Consider the following 23,199-nt stretch of genomic DNA (forward strand, 5'->3'; position numbering starts at 1 on the left):
ATACTTTTTATAAAATTCCTACAAAATATTGGGGTTCATTTAGAAAAAATGACTTATTTTGTATCTTCGGGTGCTGGCCAAAGCTCCTACTGATACCACGACTGCTTCCAGAGCGGAACATATGAACCTTCATAAAACGATGACAGGTTCTGATTGAGATATGCGAGTTCCTTTTCATATTCGCTTCGGCTCATCCCTTTGTAATAAAAAGGTTGTTCCTCCACGATCGAAGGGTTACGGAATGCATCATACTCAGCCAAACTCTCATACTCAAGTTTTCTTGGAATGTCCTGTTCTTCTCCCATACAACTCCTCCTTCCATCCTTACCTTATAATTAAGATGATAAGAGGTTTGCATGGGATTTTCAAGACATTTTGTAAAATGCAACAAATACGCGCATTTTGTGGATATTGTGGATAACTATTCCGGATAAACAAGTCTCTCTTCCGAAATATTCTCCAATACTTCCGTCAGATACTTCTTGCTCAGATATTTCGCCATCGGCAGGTTCATATCGAGATAATTTCCGCAATCCCGCGCACACGCGCCCGGTACATCGCCCTCGAACTCGCTCATAAATGTATACAGTTCCTTCAGCAACGGCACGATATCCTTCGATTCATACTCGCCTGCCAAGATCAGATAAAAGCCTGTCCGGCATCCCATCGGTCCAAAATAAATAATCTTCTCTCCGTATTCCTTATGATTCCGGAGAAAAGTTGCTGCCAGATGCTCAATCGTATGCACCTCTGCTGTATTCATCACCGGCTCATAATTTGGTCTCGTCATACGCAGATCAAATGTTGTAATCACATTTCCGCCGACGTTATCTTTTCTTGACACATACACGCCCGGCAACAAATTCAAATGGTTCACTGTAAAGCTTGCTATTTTCTCCATGATTTTACCTGCTTTCTTATTGATTCTATATTCGACATGTGATTCTATTTATACATGGAATCACATATGAGATTAACTCTTATTCTATGCATTCGCATATCCTGCAACGATTGCCTGCACGAGCTTTACGCTGTGCGCGATTGCCTTCGCCTCAAAGGTTGGATAATCCTCCGTCGCACTGTCATCTGCTTTATCTGAGATTGCTCGGATAATCAGAAACGGAATCTGATTCAGGTAAGCAGCCTGTGCGATCGCTGCACCTTCCATCTCAGTACAGTCGCCTGCAAATGTATTCAGGATAAATTCTTTCTTCGCCTTATCAGAAATAAACTGATCGCCACTGACCACGCGTCCTTCAAATACATGAATATCCGGATTCACGCGCTCGCAGCACTCCTTCGCCAGCTTTCGCAGCTTCTCATCTGCAATAAATGTCGATGTCTCCATCCGAGGAATCACGCCCGGCTCATATCTAAAGCCTGTCGCATCCATATCATGCTGCAGTGCATCAGTCGAAAGCACAATATCGCCGATATCAATCTTCGCATTTAAGCTTCCTGCAATTCCTGTGTTGATCACAGCATCCACATGATACAGATCACACAGAATCTGTGTGCAGATTCCCGCATTGACCTTTCCGATTCCTGAGCGGACAACGACAACCTCTTTGCCATTCATCGTTCCCTTGTAAAATTCCATAGACGCCTTTGTCTCGACTGTGACATCCTGCATTGTTTCCTTTAATTTTGCAACTTCTTCATCCATTGCACCGATAATTCCGAGCATTTTTGTTCCTCCTTAATTCCAATATAATTGCAAAATGGATATTTCTATCTTCCATATTTATATTTGAAATCCAATTCTATGCGATGTATTGAAACTACGAATTACTAAATGTTCTGGCACACATTATCTCGTCACACGAAACCGCCGCCAATTCGCCATCCGTGGCTCAATGGCGGCTTGATTGAACATCGTGTTCAATCATTTCTGCTTATCTTCCAGAACATTAAGTAATTCTAAGTTCCAAACATATGCATATTCTTGAATTTCAAATTATAAATATGGAAATATGCATGTCCCGTTTTGCAATTATATATTTTCTTCCTCTTACTAAAAATGCGCGAGAGATTCTCTTGCATTTTCAATTTTGTTGCATAGACTTTCGTAGATGGCTGCGATTCCGGCATCGTCGTAGGCTGCTTCTGGCAAATCTGCAACATAGAATTCGTTCAGAATATACATTGCCAGTTCCTGCAGCTTCTCGCCACGGCCACTCTGCTTATGTTCCACCATCTTCTGTCCGGCTGTGCGGATCAATGCATGCCACGCCGTGACAAATTCCCGGTTCTTCTCCGGGCATCGCAAGCATGTCCACTTTTTCACCTTGATCTTCGCAAGGTTCTTCTTGGCACATTCGCCTGTCTGCAAGAAATAAGAGAAATCTCCCTTGTCATCATAGACTCTTCCAAGCGGGAACAGCCGACAGATTCCCGGTCGCACATCATGAATCCGGCACCGCCCATCTGCATCAAGATAAGCACATCGATCCTGTTCTTTCATGCTGAGATTCGGCAAGATCAAGCCATCCACGATATTCAGCTCCACATTTCCGGTTGCAAGGAGCTGTTCGAATGTCAGCTTCGCTCCCTCCGAGAAATTCTTCAGCAGCCAGATATCATACGGATCTAAGATAATGGAATTCCCCATGCCTGTGCAGCATTTGAAACAGCCATCACACCCAGCCGTATCCGCTTTCACCATATCATTTTCTCTATATGTCCGTCCATCGGATATCTCTTCCAGACTACATTCGCGTATCATAGGTAACTCCTTTTTCTGTAACTTTTTCCACGTAACGATAATAGCAGAATTATTGGCTTAATACAAGAGGATACCTTTGGCGAGGTATCCCCTTTGTGTTTTTACTACTCTTATTTATTGGGCGCTTATGTAATCCAAAAAAGCTACAATCACTAGCAAAAGAGTCAAAATCTCCATCGTGTTCATACGACCATTCTCCTTTCTTCTTATTTTGGAAGGATGCTTCCTTTTATATCTGTGTATAGATTTCAAAGCTCCCTTCTAAATATAGAATGTCTTGTTTTTTATTTTTTTTATAATTTTGCAAAACTTTTTTCTATAAAAAAGATTCACTGCATACGGGAGGATATACAGTGAACCTTTTTATTATCATATTAAATTATTCCTCTATTTCAGCGCCTTCCAAATCAATATATACTATATCATTTTGATTATATTCTGTATCAATCTCGAAGCTTCCTGCCATTTTACTCAGTGAAAACAAAAGATTATCCATTTTTGCTGTTGGTTCTTTCAAAACCCATTGTTGATTTGCATAATCAAATTCCGCCCTCACCCAATTCTGATGTATCTGTGCATCATTTTGATATTTCCACAGAACACTATATTCAAACGAATCATATGTATTCGTGATAGATGTAACCCCCATTTGCATAACATAGTATGCATCATAGACGCCAATATAATTCATTATATCTCTGCCCGTAAATGTCGGTTCAACCTTGTACTCAAATTCCGTATTGTTTTTCCGGACGCTTTCCTCATCTTTTAAATCAGCATAATACTTCTTTTGACTATAGCAATAATCCCATTTCACGTCTGTCTGTCGAGAGCCTAAAATCGGAACTTTCAATGTAACCTGAACATTTGTCAGATATCCAATCCCCAGATCAATATCTGCTATTGCTGAAAATTCATTGAATTTTTGATAAAAAACAGATATGATTTCAATCTGTTGCTCCGATTCAATATATATATCATTTATGTGATCATTATCGTCTAGTACACTTCCCGACGATCCTACCAAAAATTTTGTTATATTACTGCCATCGGAATATTTATGCTCAATATATGAAAAATATGCGACAGCAAAAAGCACTACACATAATACACATATTACCATGCCCAACAGTATCCTTTTTATTATCGTTCCTGCCGTTGCCTGCGCTCCCACAATTCGAGCAAACAGGCTGTCCTTTTTCTATATAATTCCCACAATTTTTACAATACACGTTATCACCATTCCTCTCATCCAAATGCAATCTTATTCATTTTCACTTGGCAAAACACCATTGTCCGCCTCACCTGATACGCCATCTGCATTCGTCCCTTTCGGCACATATGTTTTATTCAAATACAGATCACATAAGCCTACGGAGAAATCTTCTGTATAAGTCAAATGTCCACCATTCATAAAATTAACCACAAATACGCCTACTGAGACCTGATTTCTTCCAGATATATCTAAGTTGATTTCAAGCGGCATATCTCCACCCCGAATCCAATCGGATTTATATAAGATATCATCATCTCCTAAAACGAAGAACTGTGCTCCAAAATTATCTGCGGTACAATCTTTCGAATCGAAGTCTATTGCAAATAATCCAGTAAGTGTATCATAATTTCCATCAATATTGTAAATGGTCTTATATCTATAATCTTTTAAATCTCCAATTCCCATATTATCCTCAACACTTACTTTTTTGCCTACATAACCGGAATTTCCTGTATTTGTCTTGTCTCCGGTTGACCAATTTTTTACAGATACACACTGTCCTGTCGTTTCAGCAAAAGAATCCAGAGAAAATAAATTTACCGGTGTAAACTCCTCTACACGAGCTTCCTGCGCCTTTAACTCTTCATCATCTTTTATACGTCCCAATGCAGGATTTAAAACTTTCTTTGCATTTTGGTAGTCTCCATTGCTCAAATACTGTTCAGATTCTGCAACAACCTTGTTTACCCATTCATTTTCAAGCTCAGCTATTTTTACAGTGTATGTCTCATCCTTAAAATAATCATACAACTCATTGTAATCTATGATCGCTGTTTGATAGTCTCCATCCGACACGCACTTTTCAATCTGCGCTTCTACATTCTGCTTGTACTGACTTTCTGTATCCGCAATCCAAGTATCCGCACTGCCATCATCATATACATCCTTCGAATCTTTATATGCAGAAATTGCTTTTGCATATTTATCCTCAGAAATATATGTCTCGCCTAATTTATGTACCTCTTCCAAATACTTATTACCATCATCTACAATCGCCTGCTGTGCCTTTTCATAATTCGTATCTTCTGCAATTACATCTGCATAGCTCTTGATTGACAACTTGTAGTTATTTACATTACTTGCATTTTTCGCTGATTCGAAAGCATCTTTTGACTCTTTCAGTTTATCCAGCAGCACTTGCTCTTCATCAATTTTTGTTTTCATCTCCGAATCTGCATTATTATACATAGCACTTAATTCTGAAGATGCTTCGTCATAGGAAATATCTCCATTATTGTACTGCTCCACAACATTTGTAATTTTCTTGGAATACTGTTCCTGACTTTTTGTACAACCGCATAAAATGATGGTACTCATAACCAATAAAAATATTTTTATTTTTTTCATTTTAGTCTGCTCCCCTTGTTTATTATTTTATAAAAATTTTAGCATATTGTGATTATATTCACAATATGCTATTTTTAGCAATTTGGATATACTCTATAAAAAAGGAAAGGTTGATTCTTTTGATAGATTATTCTCCGCTTTGGACTACAATGGAGCAAAAGAACATAAGTCAATATAAGCTTTTAAAATCTGGAATAGATAATCGAACTCTGGATAGTTTAAAAAAAGGAAAAAATATTACAATGTTAACCCTAAATAAATTATGTAATATTTTAGAATGTACTCCAAACGATATTGTATCATTTAAATAACCTCAATTCTGTAGCAAAGAATTTACCTATATAAAAAAGGAAAGAATTATTTTATAATTCTTTCCTTTTGCTTTTAAATAATACGATAGTTAAGAATTATTAATAGAAAATTTTTAACAATCCATTGTATTAATATTATAGCAATTAAAATATAAAAATGTATAGGCTTCACAATCATTTTATGCATGTTTTTAGCTAGACAAATTATATTCATAACAAAATAATAGATAAATAATCCCACTAAATAAATAATTGCAGGGTAATAACGAATACTCTCTATATAATTACCATGGATCAGAGCCATACATGCACGCGTTCCTCCACACCCAGTACAATAAAACCCATAATTATCATATAATATACAATGTGCTGGTATGATTTTCACCAAATCAATATCATATATCTTAATAAGCAGAGTCGCAATCACTACGCATAAAAATAGAGCAAATAACAAATAGTTCTTAATTGATATTTTCATTTTATTTGATTAAACAATACAACTATACTCCATAAATGTTACATCAAAAATTTTTTAACGACGAAACTATTGATGCTCCAGTTGATATAAGAATAATCGCGGGAATAAATGATATAATACTACATACAAGACCTGCCGTCGCCATTCCCCGACCTGCCTGTTTTTTCAGGCCTATCAACCCCAATATAATTCCAACTATTGCGCATGGTATTGAAATAAAATATGCACAACAAGATAAGCACAATGATATAATTCCTAATACCATAGATGCAACTCCAAACCCCGGTGACTCCGGTGGTTGCTGCGGATATTGATATTGGTATTGATTTTGAAATTGACCCTGATTTGGATATTGATTTTGATTCATATCGTTATACATAATTTTCTCCTAATCGTCCGTATTTATAAAGATTATTATAATCTTCCTAACTAAATTATTATTCCTCCTTTCTGTCATTACCTGAAGATATAATATCTTTCTTTATGTAAATTATACCACATTGTGAATATATTCACAATATGGTATTTATAACAATTAGTAAAAATCATAGTAATAAACAATCTATAACGAAACTCCTGTCAAACACGAATAAACTCCCTTTTAACTTAAATTGAAGTACTTGGGTCGATTCAGAAAATACCGATAAATCTCTCATAAATAAACCAACAGCATTATCAGCATTCCTGTCTCCCTTCCCACAGGTTTTCCTGCTTTTTTTTCTCTTCCCGCGCCCACGTCGTGGGTTTTTCCGCCTGCCAATTTCTCTCCGCGCCCACTTTTCTCTCCGCAACCTTACGATAAGCTTCCATGATGGGTTTTCCTGCTTGTTTTTCTCTTCCCGCGCCCACACCGTAGGTTTTTCCGCCCGCCAATTTCTCTCCGCAACCTTACAATAAGCTTCCGGGGTGGGCTTTTCGGCTTGCTTCTCTCTTCCTACACCCACGTCGTGGGTTTTTCCGCTTGCCTGCTTCTCTCCGCGCCCACTTTTTCCTCCATAACCTAGCGACAAGCTTCCAGAGTGGGTTTTCTAGCTTGCTTTTCTTTTTCTACGCCCACATCGTGGGTTTTTCCGCTTGCCACTTTCTCTCCACGCCCACTTTTCTCCCCGCAACCCAACAATAAGCTTCCAGGGTGGGCTTTCTCGCTTGCTTCTCTCTTCCTACGCCCACGTCGTGGGTTTTTCCGCTTGCCTGCTTCTCACCACGCCCACTTTGAGTCAACAAACTTGCGCAGAGACAAGATGTGCTCTGATTAGCGGTCGTCAAATGCACCGCATAAATGCGTGCATTTTCCTCGTCGCTATAACAAAAAACCACCGCATATCTTACGATACACGGTGGTTCTAAACTCTTATTTACTATTTACTTTTGCAAGTAATCAAATTACTTTGCAGCAAGCTCAGCCTTGATAGCCTCTGTCAGTGCTGGAACGATCTTGTTCAGATCACCAACAACACCATAATCAGCTACATCAAAGATTGGAGCGTCTGGATCCTTATTGATTGCAATAATGATATCAGACTCTTCCATACCAGCTACATGCTGGATTGCTCCTGAGATACCGATTGCGAAGTAGAGCTGTGGACGTACAGTCTTACCTGTCTGACCAACCTGAAGCTCCTTTGGCTTCCAGCCTGAATCTACAACGGCACGTGAGCATGAAACCTGTCCGCCAAGTACGTCTGCAAGATCCTCCAAAAGCTTGAAGTTCTCAGCAGAACCAACACCACGACCACCAGATACAAGAATCTTTGCATCCATGATATCCTTGATGTCTGAAACAGCCTTAGAAATCTCAAGGATCTCTACATATCTGTTATTTGGTGTGAAACCTGGGTTGTAATTGATAACCTCAGCCTTTGCACCCTCAACCTTGTCAAGCTTCTGCATAACGCCTGGACGTACAGTAGCCATCTGAGGACGGTTGTCCGGACATGCGATTGTAGCGATTGTGTTACCACCAAATGCTGGACGAGTCATAAGAAGCTGATTGTGCTTCTGCTCTTTTCCAGGGATTGGGTTAACAGGGAAATCACCGATCTCAAGTAATGTACAGTCAGCTGTAAGACCTGTCTGAACTCTTGCTGAAACTGTAGGACCAAGATCACGACCGATTGCTGTTGCACCAACCAACATGATTTCTGGCTTGAACTCATTGATAACTGAAGCAAGTGCGTGTGCATATGGCTCAGTTCTGTAATTCTTCAACTCTGGATCGTCTACTACGATTACCTTATCTGCACCGTAAGCAGCAAGCTCATCTACAAGTCCTGAAACATCAGAACCAACCAATACTGCTGTTACTTCTGTGCCTAACTTCTCTGCAAGTCTCTTTCCTTCGCCAACAAGCTCGAAAGAGATTCCGCTTAATACATTATCTACCTGCTGTGCAAAGACGAATACGCCCTTGTACTTTGCTAATTCTTCTGCATTCATTGCTCCCATTTTATTCACCACTTTTCCTTTTTAATTAAATTACGTGCTTATCCTTCAGTTTACCAACAATATAGCTTACTGGATCTGCGTCTTCTGGAGCCATCTCTCCCTGACCCTTCTTAACCTTGTCAGAAGCTCTGGCAATCTTTGTTGGAGAACCATTCAAACCGATGTTTGAATCATCAACATCTACAAGATCTGCTCTACCAAGAGTTGTGATCTCTGCATTGACTGCATCGAAGATTCCACCTGGTGTCATATATCTTGGATCATTTAATTCAGAAAGTGCTGTGATAAGACATGGCATCTGAGCCTTTACCATATGGTAACCGTCATCATACTGACGCTTAACGATTACGCTGTCTCCATCTACCTTGATCTCCTGTGCATAAGAGATAACTGGAAGTCCAAGGTGCTCAGCGATCTGAGGACCAACCTGAGCTGTATCACCATCGATAGCCTGACGGCCTGTGATGATCAGATCATAGTCAAGCTTTCTGATCGCACCAGCGATTGTTGTAGATGTTGCCCAAGTATCAGCACCACCAAGTACACGGTCTGTTACAAGAACACCCTTGTCAGCGCCCATAGCGATTGCTTCCTGAAGAACATCTGCAGCCTTTGGAAGTCCCATTGTAAGAACTGTAACCTCAGCGCCATACTGATCCTTCAGTCTAAGAGCTGCCTCAAGACCAGCCTTATCATCTGGGTTCATAATTGTGAGCATTGCTCCTCTATTCAATGTACCATCTGGGTTGAACTGTACGCCACCCTTTGTATCAGGTACCTGCTTAATACATACGATAATTTTCACGATAAGTACCTCCTTACTTTAACAAGTTTGCTGAGATAACCATACGCTGTACTTCTGAAGTACCTTCGTAGATCTCTGTGATCTTAGCATCTCTCATCATACGCTCAACGTCATACTCCTTGATGTAACCATAACCACCATGAAGCTGTACACACTTTGTTGTTACTTCCATAGCAACCTCAGCAGCATATAGCTTAGCCATAGCAGCCTCTACAGAGTAAGAAACCTTAGCGCCACTCTGATACTCATCTTTCTTTCTTGCAGCCTTGTATACAAGAAGCTTAGCAGCCTCGATCTTTGTAGCAAGATCAGCAAGTACAAACTGTGTATTCTGGAACTGGGCAATTGATCTACCAAACTGCTTTCTTTCCTTTACATAGTTTACAGTTGTCTCAAGAGCGCCCTCAGCGATACCAAGTGCCTGAGCAGCGATACCGATACGACCACCATCGAGTGTGTGCATAGCGATATTGAAGCCCTTGCCCTTCTGTCCAAGAAGTGCATCCTTAGGGATACGGCAGTCTGTGAAGATCAACTCATATGTAGAAGAACCACAGATACCCATCTTGTTTTCCTTTGTACCAAATGTAAATCCAGGTGTTCCCTTCTCTACGATAAATGCAGAAATCTCTTTCATCTTTCTGCCACGCTTCTCGATGATACCTGTAACAGCGATAACGATATATACGTCAGCTTCCTTACCATTTGTAATGAAGCACTTAGAACCATTCAGTACCCACTCGTCACCATCAAGAACTGCCTTTGTCTGCTGTCCCTGTGCATCTGTACCGGCACCTGGCTCTGTCAGGCCGAACGCACCGAGCTTCTTACCAGATGCAAGATCCGGAACATACTTTGCCTTCTGCTCTGGTGTACCAAATGTTACGATCGGGTCTACACACAGAGATGTATGTGCAGATACGATTACACCTGTTGTACCACAAACCTTAGAAAGCTCTTCTACACACATAACATATGTGAGAATATCACAGCCCTGTCCGCCTAATTCCTTAGAAACAGGAATTCCTAAGAAACCATACTTTGCCATCTTGTCTACAGTCTCTCTTGGAAATCTGTGCTGCTCATCAATTTCCTGCGCAAGAGGCTTTACTTCGTTCTGCGCAAAATCCTTGAACAGAGTCTGCGCCATTTCATACTTCTTGTCTAAAGTGAAATCCATTCTTTCTATCCTCCATAATAGATTGATTATTACATCCGCACATGGCTGAAAAGCCACGTGCGGGGATTGTACGCTTATTACTGAGCGTCAACAGGTGTCTTTGTGCGATCTGCGTTGTATACATAGAAGCCCTTGCCTGTCTTACAGCCGAGGTTTCCACCACGTACCATCTTACGAAGCAATGGACATGCACGATACTTGCTGTCGCCTGTTTCCTTGTACAGAACATCCATGATTGCAAGGCAGATATCCAGGCCCACGAAATCACCTAACTCAAGTGGTCCCATTGGGTGGTTTGCACCAAGCTTCATAGCTGCATCGATACCAGCGATATCAGAAACACCTTCCATCTTGATGAATGCTGCTTCGTTGATCATTGGGATAAGGATACGGTTTACAACGAAACCGGCAGCCTCATTTACCTGAACAGGTGTCTTGCCGATCTCTTCAGAGATCTTGATGATCTTATCAACTGTCTCCTGTGGAGTATTTACACCAGCGATAACCTCAACAAGTTTCATTCTGTCAGCAGGATTGAAGAAATGCATACCGATCATAGGACGTGTAAGACCATTTCCAATCTCTGTGATAGAAAGTGAAGATGTATTAGAAGCGAAGATACACTCTGGCTTTGCAATCTTGTCAAGCTCAGCAAATGTTGTCTTCTTAACTCCCATATCCTCAAATGCAGCTTCTACGATCAGATCGCAGTCTGCACAGAGATTTTCCTTCAGACCAGGTGTGATGCTTGCAAGAATCGCATCTACCTTCTCCTGTGTCATCTTTCCTTTTTCTACAAGTCTAGCGTAGCCTTTCGCGATCTTATCCTTTCCGCCTTCAGCCCACTCCTGCTTGATGTCGCAAAGTGCAACTTCGTAGCCATCAACCATAGCAAATGCCTTTGCAATGCCCTGTCCCATGGTACCAGCACCAATAATGCCAACCTTCATGTTTATTTCCTCCTTAAAATTTTAATTACTTTTATTATTTGTTCTGGAATGGAACAACCTTTAACTTCTTCTCCTTGTCTTTCTCAAGGAAGTTGCCCATGCCAGCCTTCTGGTCTTCTGTCTCGAAGCAGTCACCGAAGAGCTTCTCTTCGATTACAATTGCTGTATCCATATCTACCTGAAGACCATCATTGATTGCCTTCTTGCAGTTTCTGACAGCGATCGGAGCATTTGCTGCGATGCCTGCTGCCATCTTCTTCGCTGCCGGAAGAAGCTCTTCCAATGGATATACAGCGTTTACAAGACCGATTCTGTATGCCTCATCAGCCTTAATATTTCTTGCTGTGTAGATCATCTGCTTTGCCATACCAGCACCTACCAGACGAGCGAGTCTCTGTGTTCCACCAAATCCAGGTGTGATACCAAGACCTGCCTCCGGCTGACCGAATACCGCATTCTCAGAACAGATACGGATGTCACAGCTCATAGAAATCTCACAACCACCGCCAAGTGCAAATCCGTTGATTGCAGCGATTACCGGGATTGGGAATGTCTCGATCTTACGGAATACATCATTTCCCTTCTTACCGAATGCTTCGCCCTCAGCCTTTGTAAGTGTAGACATCTCTCCGATATCAGCACCTGCAACAAATGACTTCTCGCCGGCGCCTGTAAGAACTACGGCTCTTGTTGTATCCAGATCGATTGCATCGAATGTAGCCTCAAGCTCATCCAACACCTGACTATTCAACGCATTCAAAGCCTTTGGTCTGTTGATCGTTACAACGCCTACAAAGCCTTCCTGCTCATAAATAATAAATTCCATCTTAATCTCCTTAAACTCTATCCAAGTATGTTACGCGGCTCAATTAGTCCTCAATCTTAACGATTGTAGAGCAGCCCATACCACCACCGATACACAGTGTAGCAAGACCTGTCTTAGCGCCTCTTGCCTGCATCTCATGAAGCAATGTAACAAGGATACGGCATCCGGAAGCTCCAACCGGATGACCAAGTGCGATTGCACCACCGTTTGGATTAAGCTGCTTCTCTGTATCAATACCAAGATCCTTACCAACTGCGACTGACTGTGCAGCGAATGCCTCATTTGCCTCGATGATATCGAAATCTTCGATCTTCATGCCTGTCTTAGCCATAACCTTCTTTGTTGCAGCAACAGGTCCGATACCCATGATTGAAGGATCAACACCTGCAAGTGCACCTGCAACGAATGTAGCCATAGGCTTAACACCAAGCTCCTTAGCCTTCTCCTCAGACATAACAACGATTGCTGCTGCACCATCGTTGATACCAGAAGCGTTACCAGCTGTAACGAATCCGCCTGGGTTGATTGTACGAAGCTTAGCCAGAGTCTCAACAGTTGTTCCAGGACGAGGACCCTCATCCTTCTTGAACTCGATCGTCTCTTTCTTCTTCTTAACCATAACTGGAACGATCTCTGCGTCAAATGCACCAGACTCCTGAGCTGCTGCTGCCTTCTGCTGGCTGTTTGCTGCAAATGCATCAAGCTCTTCACGAGTCAGACCCCACTGCTCACAGATGTTATCAGCTGTCTTGATCATGTGGTAATCATTGAATGCATCCCAAAGAGCATCGTTTACCATTGTATCAACGAGCTTGCCATTGTTCATTCTGTAACCAAAACGAGCGTTCATAGCTGCGTAAGGAGCCATAGACATGTTCTCCATACCACCTGCTACAACGATGTCAGCATCGCCAGCCTGAATCATCTGAGCTGCCATGTTAACACAGTTCAGACCAGAACCACAAACTACGTTTACAGTAACAGCAGGTGTCTCGATAGGAAGTCCAGCCTTCAGAGATGCCTGACGAGCTACGTTCTGTCCAAGACCTGCCTGGATTACGCAACCCATATATACATGATCGACCTGATCTGCAGGAACGCCTGCTCTGTTCAGAGCCTCCTTGATTACGATAGAACCTAACACTGGTGCTGGTGTTGTTGAAAGTGCACCACCCATAGTACCGATTGCTGTACGACATGCGCCAGCTAAAACTACTTTCTTTGCCATGTTGAAAATTTCCTCCATTTCGTTTTATTGTTTCTATCTGTGCCGATCATGCATATGTCGACACGCCTAGATAGATAATATCATAATTTCCATGGTTTCGCAATAAAAGAAACCTTTACTTTTGTTTCTTTTTATGTACATTGCGTATACTTTTTTTGTTTTTTGTATTCATTTGCTGCTTCTGGTTTTGCCCCTGCTTCTGTGCAGAATTTTTATGTTGCACATTCGAACGATTTCCAGATTGTTTATTCGATGCGCCATATTGAGATTTTTTCTCATTTGCAGCATTCTTCATCTTCCGCGGTTTGATCAGACAGTTCTTATCGAACCCGATCAGATCCGTCCGTCCTGCTTTCACAAGTGCCTCATGCACCAGATCGTAATTATCCGGATTCCGGTACTGGATCAGTGCACGCTGCATCGCCTTTTCATGTGGAGAATTTGGCACATATACCTTCTCCATCGTCCGCGGATCCACGCCAGTGTAATACATGCAGGTTGATATCGTCGAAGGTGTCGGATAGAAATCCTGCACCTGTTCTGGCATATAACCCAGATCCCGCAGATATTCCGCCAGTTCCACCGCTTCTTTCAGAGTGGAACCCGGATGCGATGACATAAGATACGGTACCATATACTGCTTCAATCCAAGTTCCTCATTGATCCGTTTGTATTTCTTGCAAAATGCCTGAAAGACTGCATTTTCCGGCTTACCAAGCTTCATCAGTACCTTGTCAGAGATATGTTCCGGCGCCACCTTCAGCTGCCCGCTGACATGGTATTTGCAAAGTTCCCGAAAGAATGTATCATCCTTGTCCGCCATCAGATAATCAAACCGGATACCCGAACGGATAAATACCTTCTTCACCTTCGGCAGACTTCGGAGCTCCCGCAGTAATTTCAGATAATCGGAATGATCCACAATCAGATTCGGACATGGCTTTGGGAACAGACACTGACGGTTCGCACAGACGCCATATTTCTCCTGTTTCTTGCAGGCGCGCTGCCGGAAATTCGCCGTCGGGCCGCCAACATCATGGATATAGCCCTTAAACTCCGGATCTTTCGTCATTTCCTTTGCCTCTTCTATAATGGATGCATGACTGCGTGTCTGCAATGTCCGGCCCTGATGAAATGTAAGCGCACAGAAGCTGCACCCGCCAAAGCACCCCCGGTTGCTGACCAGCGAGAATTTGATCTCCGATATCGCAGGGATTCCACCCTGTGCCTCATAAATCGGATGATAGGTCTTCGTATATGGAAGCGCATACACCTCGTCCATCTCCTGCTCCATCAGTGGTTCCGCCGGTGGATTCTGGATCACATATTGATAATCCTTATATTTTTCTACCAGAATCTTCGCGGTGATATGATCTGTGTTATCATATTGGATTTTAAAGCTTCGCGCGTAATTTAATTTGTCTTCCTGCAACGCGTCATACGACGGAAGCTCAATATAGTCTTCATACAGATGTTCCAGATTTCTTGCTTTGTAGACCGTTCCATGAATAAAACTTAAGTCTTTGATGTCGATGCCGCTTTGCAGCGCATCCGCGATCTCCACAATGGCATGCTCACCCATACCATAGATCACAATATCCGCCTGTGCATCAACGAGAATCGAATGTTTCAACTTATTGGACCAGTAATCATAATGTGCCAGCCGGCGCAGACTTGCTTCGATACCGCCTGCCACAATTGCCGCATCCTTGTATTTCTTCCGGATCAGATTGCAGTAAACGATTGTCGCATAATCTGGTCGTTTTCCCATCTCGCCACCCGGGGTGTATGCATCTGTATGCCGTCTTTTCTTGGAAACAGTATAATGGTTCACCATTGAATCCATATTTCCGGCGCACACCAAAAAGGCAAGCTTCGGCCTGCCATAAATCGCAATCGAATTTTCATCCTTCCAGTCTGGCTGTGAAATGATTGCCACTTTATATCCATGTGCCTCTAACACACGGCTGATGATCGCCGGTCCAAAAGATGGATGATCCACATAGGCATCTCCGATCACATAGACAAAGTCCGGCTGTTCCCAGCCCTTTAATTGCATTTCCTTCTGCGTGAGTGGGAGGAACCGCTCATCATATGTATATTCCACACCATGTTCACGCAATGTTTTCTTCTTATTTTCCACGTATTTCTATCCTGTCTCTTACTCTTCCAAGGTTCTTCCGTCCTTGATATAATAATGGGCTGTTCCTGCACCTGTCGCAACAACCTGATCCGGATTCTTGATGTTCACAACCGGGACACCAATCTTATCCATAATAAGCTTGTCCATACCAAATATCTTGCTTCCGCCTCCGGCAAGGATAATACCATGCTCGGATATATCGGAAACCAGTTCCGGTGGTGCCGCCTCCAACATCTCCCGAACGGAATCCAAGATCTGATCTGTCTCCTCCTGACACGCCTCGATCATCTCAGAGGATTTGACTGCCATCTTCGTTGGAAGTCCGCGCACCAGTTCCTTTCCACGTGCATACCCGATCGCATCCTGTTCCCGCGGATACACAGAACCAATGTCCTTCTTCAACTGTTCGGCAGAGCTTTCGCCCAGCAGCACATTATGACGTTTCCGCATATAACGGATGATTGCCTCATCGAAATCATCGCCACCAATCTTGATGGAACTGCTATGCTGCACACCGCCTCTTGCTACGATTGCAATATCCGTCGTTCCCGCACCGATATCCACAACCATCGCACCAACTGCCGACTCAATATCCACACCTGCACCGATGGCTGCCGCAAATGGTTCCTCAAGCACATACACATTCTTTGCACCGGTACGGTATACTGCATCACACGCTGCACGCCGCTGTACGTCCGTGACACCACTTGGCACACAGACGCAGATGTTTGGTTTGCCCCAGATCTTTCGTTTTGCAATCGCTGACTTCACATAGATCTTGAGCATACGCTCCGTCATAATATAATCGGAGATAACACCATTCCGGATCGGACGTGTCACCTCAATATCCTCCGGTGTCTTTCCAAGCATCTTTTTGGCTTTATTTCCAACCGCAATGATCTTTTTACTTTTAGCCTCATATGCAACCACCGATGGCTGGTTGACTACGATTCCTTTGTCTTTTATGTATATGACCGTATTCGATGTTCCAAGGTCTATACCGATATCTATATTTACCACGTTTTATACCTCTTATCTTCTGGTTTCTTATTTATCATCCCGTCTATTGGCTTATCACGTAAAAAGCCGATGCTTAAATTATAAGCATCGGCTCTGATTTTTTCAACGATTATTTAAAATCTTCACTTAGTAAATATTTCCGGCTGGAACCTTTTGCCTTCTCACGATCGTCACATTTGAGCATTGCCTCATCGCAAGCCTTGAGCATACGATCGATATTTCCAGACTCCATTGCCATCAGGAGATTCTTTACAGTGCCTTCTACAGAATCATCTGTCTTAAAGCCCTGCTGTTTGAAATATCCCTTTGCAATCGCAAGCATATCCTGTGTAGAAATGCCTTCCATATTGATCTGGTGTGTAAACTTATCCTTGGCATCTCCAGTCGCTCCAAACAAGCGGTTGATAGACTCAGTCGCACCTGTCAGAATCACAACAACATCGTTTACATCCTTGGCTGTAAGTTTCATCAGCTCTGTCATCTTATCTGGTGCGATCAGACCTGCATTTTCAACAACCATACATCCACCGGCAAGCTTTGACATTGCATCTGCAAGTTTAACCTTGTTCAATGCCTGTGCCTTGATCTTCGCGATCGTCTTCGCCTTGCAGATTCCCATATCGTAGAAGCTTCTTGCGAAATCTTCTCCGACACTGGTCAGACCAAATCCGTGATCACCCATCATACATACGTTACGATTCTCCTGATCAACAGTAATGGCATTGAATGTATCCACGAGACTCTTTCCGGATTTCTCCATCTTTGTATACTTTTCAAGGTAAGATGCAGCAAGTGGAAGTTTTCCTTCCTCCGCTGGCTGTGTCAGGTCGATCTGAATGCTGTCTGCCTGCTCTGCCGCCTTCAGCGCTTCCTCTTCGGCCTTCTTTGCAGCCTCTAAGATCTTGCGGGCTTCCTCAGCCTTCGCCTTTGCTTCCGCCTCTGCCTTTGCAGCTTCCTCGGCTGCCTTCTTGCGAGCCTCTTCTTCTGCCTTTGCAGCAAGTTCTTCCGCTGCCTTCTTCTTTGCTTCCTCTTCGGCTTTCTTCTTTGCTTCCGCCTCTGCCTTCTTCTTAGCTTCTTCTTCAGCCTTCTTGCGTTTCTCTTCCTCAGCCTTTGCCTTTGCGGCTTCTTCCGCTTCCTTCTTTGCATCTGCCTCTGCCTTCTTACGAGCTTCCTCAGCTGCCTTTAGTGCTGCCTCTTCCGCCTTCTTTGCTTCTTCTAAGATACGCATAGCCTCTTCGGCTTTCTTACGGGCTTCTTCGGCTGCTTTCTTTGCTTCTTCCTCAGCCTTCTTACGGGCTTCTGCTTCGGCTTTCTTCTTGGCTTCTTCCTCTGCCTTCTTCTTTGCTTCCGCCTCTGCCTTCTTCTTTGCTTCCGCCTCTGCCTTCTTCTTTGCCTCTGCTTCGGCTTTCTTCTTTGCTTCTTCCTCAGCTTTCTTCTTTGCTTCTGCTTCGGCTTTCTTCTTGGCTTCTTCCTCAGCACGCTTCCGATTCTCTTCTGCACGCTTTGTTGCTTCTTCTTCTGCCTTCTGTGCCTGTTCTAAGATACGCTTTGCTTCTTCGGCTTTCTTCTTTGCCTCTTCCGCCTTCTTCAAAGCTTCCTGCTTTGCCTTGGCTCTTGCCTCTTCCTCAGCCTTCTTGCGGGCTTCCTCGGCTGCTTTCAGACGTGCCTCTTCCGCTTTCTTACGTTTTTCTTCCTCTTCTGCCTTGAGGCGTGCCTCCTCGGCTGCACGTTTCTCAGCGGCTGCAGCTGCACGCTGTCTGGCTGCTGCTTCTGCGATTCTACGCTCCTGTGCAGCTGCCTTTTCTTCTGCCTCTTTCAGCTTCTTTCTTCTGGCTTCTTCTTTCCGCTCAGCTTCCTCAATAGCCGCCTTCTTCTTGGCTGCCTCTGCCTCCGCTGCCTTCTTCGCCATCTCTTCCTGCGCCTTTTTCTTTTCTTCCTCTGCCTTATTCTCAGCATCGCCATACTGCGCAAGCTTTGATATCTCTGCACCCAGAGCATCCTCATCCTCATCGCCAAGATCGTACATACTCTTCACATCATTGGTTGGAGTACTCCGGTTTGGCACAATGCTGATGATATCATCTGCATCATCCTTGGATGCTTTGTTCTCCTGTGCTTTCCACTCTACACCATCGGAAATAATCGTTGTATTTCCCTGTTTTGTAAAGGATGCTTCCTCTTCTGCATCATCCCCATTGATTACCTTTACATCGCCACTGCCACCGGATAATTTTGTAGGACGCAATCTTGCTTTTTCATCATCCTGAGCCTTTTTCTTCTCAGGTGCTTTCTCTTCCTGCTTGTTACCCATGTCAATATTGAGACCAAGTCCTCCAGATGGCTCTGTAGCTCCAAGGCTACCGCCCAGTCCTCCAAGTCCTTTGCTCTCTGTCTTGCCACCTGACAGTCCGCCACCTACTGGTGCTCCAAGTCCGCCGCCAGCCGGCTTATCTAAGGATTTTCCAGACTTATCTGCCTGAATGCCAACACTCATGCCAAGTCCTTCATCACTTGCCTTCTTTGGCTCTTCCTTCGCAGGTTCTGCTGCCTTTGCAGGTGCCTCTTCTGGTTCCTCGTCCTCCAATTTAATACCAAGTTCTGCAGCTTTCTTACGACGTTTTTTCTCTTCGATTTTCGCAAGTTCTTCTGCTGACAGAGTTTTGTATTTTGGCTTATTGTGGTCTGCAGCAGTTTCTCCCGCATCTGCAGCTCCAGACAATTGCATTGCTTCCTGCTCTTTTTTCAATTTTGCAGCCTTGGCAGCTTTCTCCTTTTCTACCTGTGCTCTTACCGCAGCAATCAATGCTTCTCTTTGATCAATAGCCACTCCCATTGCCTCCTTTCAGTCATACCTTCTCTCGGTCATATCTTCTCGTCAAGAATTATCTGTATTCTTTCACACGTTTTAGCAAATTCTTCTTAACAGAATCTATCTTCAAAGATGCTTTTAACTCATCTCGTGAAGGTCCTTTTTGTACCGGCTGTTCCTCTTTCTTCTCGGCCTGTGGTGTTGTTGGAATCGAGTCTATGCTGATTCCAAGTGATGCAAGTAACGCTTCTGCCTCTCTCTGCATCTGCTCTTCCTTCTGCATGTTCTCTGTCATCTTATCCTGTGCTTCTTCCATGATCTCGTTGAAATTGTTCTCAACGATTTTCACTTCTTTGTGATAATCCGGGAATAACGATGACTTGAATACCGGGAAGTCCAACTTCTTTTTTTCCGGTTTCGTTGTAAATGGAGCTACATGGAATTCCTCTTTCGGTTCTTCCTCCGGCTCCTCGATTTCTTCCTCTGTCTCTGGTTCTTCTTCAACAGCTTCTTCTACTACTGTCTCCTCGATCTCCGGTTCTGACTCGGATTCCACCTCTGGCTCCGGTTCTACAACCTCTGGCTCCTCAATTTCTTCCTCAACCTCTGGTTCTTCTTCGACAGTCTCTTCAATCTCCAGTTCTGGCTCGGTTTCCACCTCTGGCTCTGGTTCTACGACCTCCGGCTCCTCGATTTCTTCCTCTGCCTCTGGTTCCTCTTCGACAGTCTCTTCAATCTCCAGTTCTGCCTCCGGTTCTTCTTTCACAGATTCTTCCACCGTCTCTTCGATTTCCGATTCTGGTTCGGCTTCAATCTCTGGCTCCGGTTCTACAACCTCTGGCTCCTCGATCTCTTCCTCAACCTCCGGTTCTTCTTCGACAGTCTCTTCTGCTATCTCTTCGATTTCCGGTTCTTCTTCCACAGTTTCTTCAATCTCAGGTTTCGGTTCCGGCATCTTCATCTCTCCGAATTCATCATCCACAGTTTCAGAGAAATCGTCAACCTCATATTCTTCCTCAAAATCTTCCGGCGCCAGTTCCACTGTCTGGAATTCAAACGTCGTTTTCTTGGCTGTTGTCACTTCTGCTTCCTTCGTCTCGGTCTCCTGCGTCACATGTTCCTTGGATGCAAGTTCCTCAATCGTATCCGCTTCTGCTTCAAAACCATCATCTTCATCTACTACGACTACATCTTTTGCAATTGTCCCTTTTCCATGTCTCATATCTTCCGCCTGCCCTGTTGTCTCTGCAATCTCTGATGAAATGTCACTATTTGATTCTTTCGGCTCTTCCGATGGTTTTACATCTTCCGATTCCGATGTTACTTCTTTTGTTTCTTCTATATCAGCATCCGTTGTCTCAGATTCTTCCTCGTGTTTCTTTCTCTTCCGTCTCTGGAAAAATCCCTTCTTTTTTTCTTTTTCCGGTTCTTCCGCTTCTGTCTCAGACGCTTCCTCTGCCGTTTTTTGTTCTGATGTTTCTGTCACAGATGCTTTCTCTGCTGTTTCTTGTTCTGTCACAGTTGTTTTCTCAGACGTCTTCTGTTCTGTCTCATCCGCAACTGTCTCAGGCACTTTCGTTTCGGTTTCCGTTTTTTCTTCGGTAGCAGGTTTCACTTCTGCCTCAGTCTTTTCAGCTTCCGCCGCTGCCGCAGCTTCTGCCTTTTCCTGCTGCTTTTGTTTTTTCAGCAGTTTCTTTTCTTTCCGTTGCTCCTCGCGTTCCTGCTTTTTGAGCATCTTCTGCACTTTCTTCTCCGAACCGGCAGGTGTATATGAATCCTCATACATGATCGTAATCTCTGCCTCTTTCGGATGCATCCGCAGATCATCGGTTGCAAGCAGCTCCTGTTCTTCTGCACGAAGTGCCTCCATATCTGGATCATCATCTACAGCTTCAGTGTCCGCATATATATCGAAATATGTATCTACCTTTACTTTTCCAGCTTCGATATCCAATATAATCTGGCTGTTATCGGAATTCTTGAACGATGCATGATATAACTCAGCCAGCGTCGCCGCCTCGTTCTGTTTTTCCTCTTTCTTGTAAAGCAGATATAACTCAAAGCTCCAGTCATAGTCCAGATTGTGTGCATACCCGGCAATCAATGGTTCCAGCGTCTTGTAATCGTCCGCATGTTCATGCTTATTCCAGACATATTCCATGTCCCGGCTGTCATATGCATTGGCATCAAACATATACATATCGTAATACGTCTTTGCCAGCTGGAAATATCCCATCCGCAAATACAGCTCCACAAACGTATACAAAACCCGCTTCGATTCCGGTCCCAGACGATGCGCCATGATCAGACATCGTCTGGCATCCTTATATCTATCATTTTTTATGTAAATCTCTCCACACAGTCTCAGGAACTGTGGGTTCAGGGATTTTGTCAAATCCTGATGTTCCACTAACTCAAGTGCCAGACTATATTCTCTGGAATTCGCCAACTCTTTAATTTTATTTACACTCGCCATGCTGAGTCCTGCGCCCATGCCCTGTCACCTCTGCCAGTTTCATTTTACTTAGTGTCCTTCAAAGACCTTTTCTACCTTCTCGATTACGGTGTCTTTCATGTTGCCTCTTGTCTTTTCATACTGCAATCCTGACTCCATAATCTCCAAAAGTTCCATTCTGTACTCGCTATCAATATCCTTGATGTATTCCATCAATACATCCTTCAGTTCAATGACATATTCCTTCGTCTGCATCTTTGCAAGCATCTCATCTGGATTGAACTTCGATGTACTCTTCATGTCTTCCTGCTTACGTCCACAGATCAGACATTCATCTGCACCAGCCTCGTTTACATAACCACAGTTACATGTCCAGATCATGCCATCGGTACGATACTTCTCGACTGCATCAATACCACGTTTCTCTTTAAGTGCAGATAATCTATGTAACGGCATGCTGACATCGATTGGCTGGTCGTTGCACGCGAATACACCACGGCTTGTCACATATTTGGAGATGCGTACCTTTGCATCCTTCAAAAGCAGAATATCCTTTGCAGGAAGCTTACACTCCATATCCTTGGATTCGATCAGAGAAACATTTCCTTTCTCAAATACAAAATCCAGATCCTTTAACAGCAATCGTTCTTCATACAGGTTTGTCAGCTCGACGTCTGCACGGATTGCACGAATATCATCTTTGTTATAATTAAAGAAATCTGTAGAAATTGTTACTCCATTCTTAGAACCACGTAACCATACACGTACCGGTCTTGGCACCAGACGATTATAGTAGTTGCTGACATACAGAGATTTTTCTGTAACTGGATTCTCCTCTGGCTTCTTCTTCAGGCGAACAGCTGTACCAGAAGCGATCGTTCCTACGGAATAGCTTGCAAACTGTGTATAATTCAGTTCCACGCCAATTACCGCATCCGCTTTCTTTCTTGCTGCGATTGTCTGCAGACGCTTCAGTGCTGTCTCATTTACCTGCTCCAGCTTGCCTGTCAGCTTCTCACTCTCGGAATCTGACATCTCACTCACACCGGCTGCAAACCCCTTGAAAAAGTTCGAGCTAAGTACCGACTGTACATTTACAAATCCCAAATACTCTACGATTTCGTAACCCTCAAAGCCCTGTCCGGACGTCAACATTACTTCTGTCATTTTTATTACCCTCCCAAAATAAAAATAATCGCTC

21 protein-coding genes are annotated in these 23,199 nt (G+C 43.4%); 1 reads left to right on the forward strand and 20 read right to left on the reverse strand.

The annotated features are described in order from the left end of the window. Positions 1-86: 86 nt before the first annotated feature. From AAAT93_RS07275 to AAAT93_RS07300, 6 genes are all read right to left on the reverse strand, one after another. Complete coding sequence (locus tag AAAT93_RS07275; protein ID WP_021984255.1) at positions 87-305, reverse strand: hypothetical protein; 219 nt, start codon at positions 303-305, stop codon at positions 87-89. Between the two features lie 116 nt (positions 306-421). Then, positions 422-901, reverse strand: coding sequence for an S-ribosylhomocysteine lyase (locus AAAT93_RS07280; RefSeq protein WP_021984254.1), 480 nt, complete (start codon positions 899-901; stop codon positions 422-424). Between the two features lie 84 nt (positions 902-985). After that, complete coding sequence (locus AAAT93_RS07285; RefSeq protein WP_227572883.1) at positions 986-1,687, reverse strand: 5'-methylthioadenosine/adenosylhomocysteine nucleosidase; 702 nt, start codon at positions 1,685-1,687, stop codon at positions 986-988. Between the two features lie 327 nt (positions 1,688-2,014). Continuing rightward, the gene (locus AAAT93_RS07290) at positions 2,015-2,725 is read right to left on the reverse strand and encodes a YkgJ family cysteine cluster protein (protein ID WP_227572884.1); all 711 of its coding nucleotides are present in this window, start codon (positions 2,723-2,725) and stop codon (positions 2,015-2,017) included. Positions 2,726-3,104: 379 nt separating this feature from the next. Beyond that, complete coding sequence (locus AAAT93_RS07295; RefSeq protein WP_227572885.1) at positions 3,105-3,899, reverse strand: hypothetical protein; 795 nt, start codon at positions 3,897-3,899, stop codon at positions 3,105-3,107. A gap of 90 nt (positions 3,900-3,989) precedes the next feature. After that, the gene (locus AAAT93_RS07300; protein ID WP_021985460.1) at positions 3,990-5,348 is read right to left on the reverse strand and encodes an NPCBM/NEW2 domain-containing protein; all 1,359 of its coding nucleotides are present in this window, start codon (positions 5,346-5,348) and stop codon (positions 3,990-3,992) included. A gap of 149 nt (positions 5,349-5,497) precedes the next feature. On the opposite strand from AAAT93_RS07300, the gene AAAT93_RS07305 reads away from it, so the two are divergent. Further along, positions 5,498-5,659, forward strand: coding sequence for a helix-turn-helix domain-containing protein (locus AAAT93_RS07305; protein ID WP_181985492.1), 162 nt, complete (start codon positions 5,498-5,500; stop codon positions 5,657-5,659). A gap of 73 nt (positions 5,660-5,732) precedes the next feature. Here AAAT93_RS07305 and AAAT93_RS13645 read toward each other — a convergent pair whose 3' ends face one another. The 14 genes from AAAT93_RS13645 to AAAT93_RS07370 all read right to left on the reverse strand — a co-directional run bounded on the left by AAAT93_RS13645 (position 5,733) and on the right by AAAT93_RS07370 (position 23,165). Further along, on the reverse strand, positions 5,733-6,137 hold the full coding sequence (locus AAAT93_RS13645; RefSeq protein ID WP_021985459.1) for a DUF2752 domain-containing protein: 405 nt from the start codon (positions 6,135-6,137) through the stop codon (positions 5,733-5,735). 43 nt (positions 6,138-6,180) lie between these two features. Beyond that, positions 6,181-6,516, reverse strand: coding sequence for a DUF4190 domain-containing protein (locus AAAT93_RS07310; RefSeq protein ID WP_021985458.1), 336 nt, complete (start codon positions 6,514-6,516; stop codon positions 6,181-6,183). A gap of 166 nt (positions 6,517-6,682) precedes the next feature. Next, entirely contained in the window at positions 6,683-7,147 is a 465-nt protein-coding gene (locus AAAT93_RS07315) for a hypothetical protein (protein ID WP_227572886.1), read from the reverse strand. A gap of 373 nt (positions 7,148-7,520) precedes the next feature. Beyond that, positions 7,521-8,582, reverse strand: coding sequence for an electron transfer flavoprotein subunit alpha/FixB family protein (locus tag AAAT93_RS07320; RefSeq protein ID WP_021986153.1), 1,062 nt, complete (start codon positions 8,580-8,582; stop codon positions 7,521-7,523). A gap of 25 nt (positions 8,583-8,607) precedes the next feature. After that, positions 8,608-9,387, reverse strand: coding sequence for an electron transfer flavoprotein subunit beta/FixA family protein (locus tag AAAT93_RS07325; RefSeq protein WP_021986152.1), 780 nt, complete (start codon positions 9,385-9,387; stop codon positions 8,608-8,610). A gap of 13 nt (positions 9,388-9,400) precedes the next feature. Then, positions 9,401-10,567 (reverse strand): acyl-CoA dehydrogenase, encoded by a 1,167-nt coding sequence (locus tag AAAT93_RS07330; protein ID WP_021986151.1) that lies wholly within the window; start codon positions 10,565-10,567, stop codon positions 9,401-9,403. Between the two features lie 77 nt (positions 10,568-10,644). Then, positions 10,645-11,517: a 3-hydroxyacyl-CoA dehydrogenase family protein gene (locus tag AAAT93_RS07335; RefSeq protein WP_021986150.1), complete on the reverse strand. Its 873-nt coding sequence runs from the start codon at positions 11,515-11,517 to the stop codon at positions 10,645-10,647. A 34-nt stretch (positions 11,518-11,551) separates the two neighbouring features. Beyond that, positions 11,552-12,343, reverse strand: a complete 792-nt coding sequence (locus tag AAAT93_RS07340) for an enoyl-CoA hydratase-related protein (RefSeq protein WP_227572887.1) — start codon at positions 12,341-12,343, stop codon at positions 11,552-11,554. Positions 12,344-12,386: 43 nt separating this feature from the next. Next, positions 12,387-13,571 carry an acetyl-CoA C-acetyltransferase gene (locus AAAT93_RS07345; protein ID WP_117781522.1) on the reverse strand — a complete coding sequence of 395 codons (1,185 nt, stop codon included), beginning with the start codon at positions 13,569-13,571 and terminating at the stop codon, positions 12,387-12,389. A gap of 115 nt (positions 13,572-13,686) precedes the next feature. Then, positions 13,687-15,630 (reverse strand): YgiQ family radical SAM protein, encoded by a 1,944-nt coding sequence (locus tag AAAT93_RS07350; protein WP_117781528.1) that lies wholly within the window; start codon positions 15,628-15,630, stop codon positions 13,687-13,689. Between the two features lie 102 nt (positions 15,631-15,732). Next, positions 15,733-16,734 (reverse strand): rod shape-determining protein, encoded by a 1,002-nt coding sequence (locus tag AAAT93_RS07355; RefSeq protein WP_021986146.1) that lies wholly within the window; start codon positions 16,732-16,734, stop codon positions 15,733-15,735. Positions 16,735-16,843: 109 nt separating this feature from the next. Beyond that, a complete protein-coding gene (locus AAAT93_RS07360) occupies positions 16,844-19,561 on the reverse strand; it encodes a hypothetical protein (protein ID WP_227572889.1) in 2,718 nt (905 codons plus the stop codon). Between the two features lie 55 nt (positions 19,562-19,616). Beyond that, the gene (locus AAAT93_RS07365; RefSeq protein WP_207738770.1) at positions 19,617-22,037 is read right to left on the reverse strand and encodes a tetratricopeptide repeat protein; all 2,421 of its coding nucleotides are present in this window, start codon (positions 22,035-22,037) and stop codon (positions 19,617-19,619) included. A 30-nt stretch (positions 22,038-22,067) separates the two neighbouring features. Beyond that, positions 22,068-23,165 carry a heavy metal-binding domain-containing protein gene (locus AAAT93_RS07370; RefSeq protein WP_021986143.1) on the reverse strand — a complete coding sequence of 366 codons (1,098 nt, stop codon included), beginning with the start codon at positions 23,163-23,165 and terminating at the stop codon, positions 22,068-22,070. Positions 23,166-23,199: the final 34 nt, after the last annotated feature.

The sequence above is a fragment of the Coprococcus hominis (ex Arizal et al. 2022) genome (genome assembly GCF_040094675.1).
In the GTDB taxonomy this organism is placed as follows: Bacteria; Bacillota; Clostridia; order Lachnospirales; family Lachnospiraceae; genus Coprococcus_C; species Coprococcus_C hominis.

Coding starts and splice junctions, on each gene's coding strand:
- AAAT93_RS13645 (WP_021985459.1), bottom strand. CDS start 6,137: ATGAAAATATCAATTAAGAACTATTTGTTATTTGCTCTATTTTTATGC.
- AAAT93_RS07340 (WP_227572887.1), bottom strand. CDS start 12,343: ATGGAATTTATTATTTATGAGCAGGAAGGCTTTGTAGGCGTTGTAACG.
- AAAT93_RS07320 (WP_021986153.1), bottom strand. CDS start 8,582: ATGGGAGCAATGAATGCAGAAGAATTAGCAAAGTACAAGGGCGTATTC.
- AAAT93_RS07335 (WP_021986150.1), bottom strand. CDS start 11,517: ATGAAGGTTGGCATTATTGGTGCTGGTACCATGGGACAGGGCATTGCA.
- AAAT93_RS07310 (WP_021985458.1), bottom strand. CDS start 6,516: ATGTATAACGATATGAATCAAAATCAATATCCAAATCAGGGTCAATTT.
- AAAT93_RS07370 (WP_021986143.1), bottom strand. CDS start 23,165: ATGACAGAAGTAATGTTGACGTCCGGACAGGGCTTTGAGGGTTACGAA.
- AAAT93_RS07345 (WP_117781522.1), bottom strand. CDS start 13,571: ATGGCAAAGAAAGTAGTTTTAGCTGGCGCATGTCGTACAGCAATCGGT.
- AAAT93_RS07330 (WP_021986151.1), bottom strand. CDS start 10,567: ATGGATTTCACTTTAGACAAGAAGTATGAAATGGCGCAGACTCTGTTC.
- AAAT93_RS07350 (WP_117781528.1), bottom strand. CDS start 15,630: ATGCAATTAAAGGGCTGGGAACAGCCGGACTTTGTCTATGTGATCGGA.
- AAAT93_RS07275 (WP_021984255.1), bottom strand. CDS start 305: ATGGGAGAAGAACAGGACATTCCAAGAAAACTTGAGTATGAGAGTTTG.
- AAAT93_RS07285 (WP_227572883.1), bottom strand. CDS start 1,687: ATGCTCGGAATTATCGGTGCAATGGATGAAGAAGTTGCAAAATTAAAG.
- AAAT93_RS07290 (WP_227572884.1), bottom strand. CDS start 2,725: ATGATACGCGAATGTAGTCTGGAAGAGATATCCGATGGACGGACATAT.
- AAAT93_RS07280 (WP_021984254.1), bottom strand. CDS start 901: ATGGAGAAAATAGCAAGCTTTACAGTGAACCATTTGAATTTGTTGCCG.
- AAAT93_RS07300 (WP_021985460.1), bottom strand. CDS start 5,348: ATGAAAAAAATAAAAATATTTTTATTGGTTATGAGTACCATCATTTTA.
- AAAT93_RS07305 (WP_181985492.1), top strand. CDS start 5,498: ATGGAGCAAAAGAACATAAGTCAATATAAGCTTTTAAAATCTGGAATA.
- AAAT93_RS07365 (WP_207738770.1), bottom strand. CDS start 22,037: ATGGGCGCAGGACTCAGCATGGCGAGTGTAAATAAAATTAAAGAGTTG.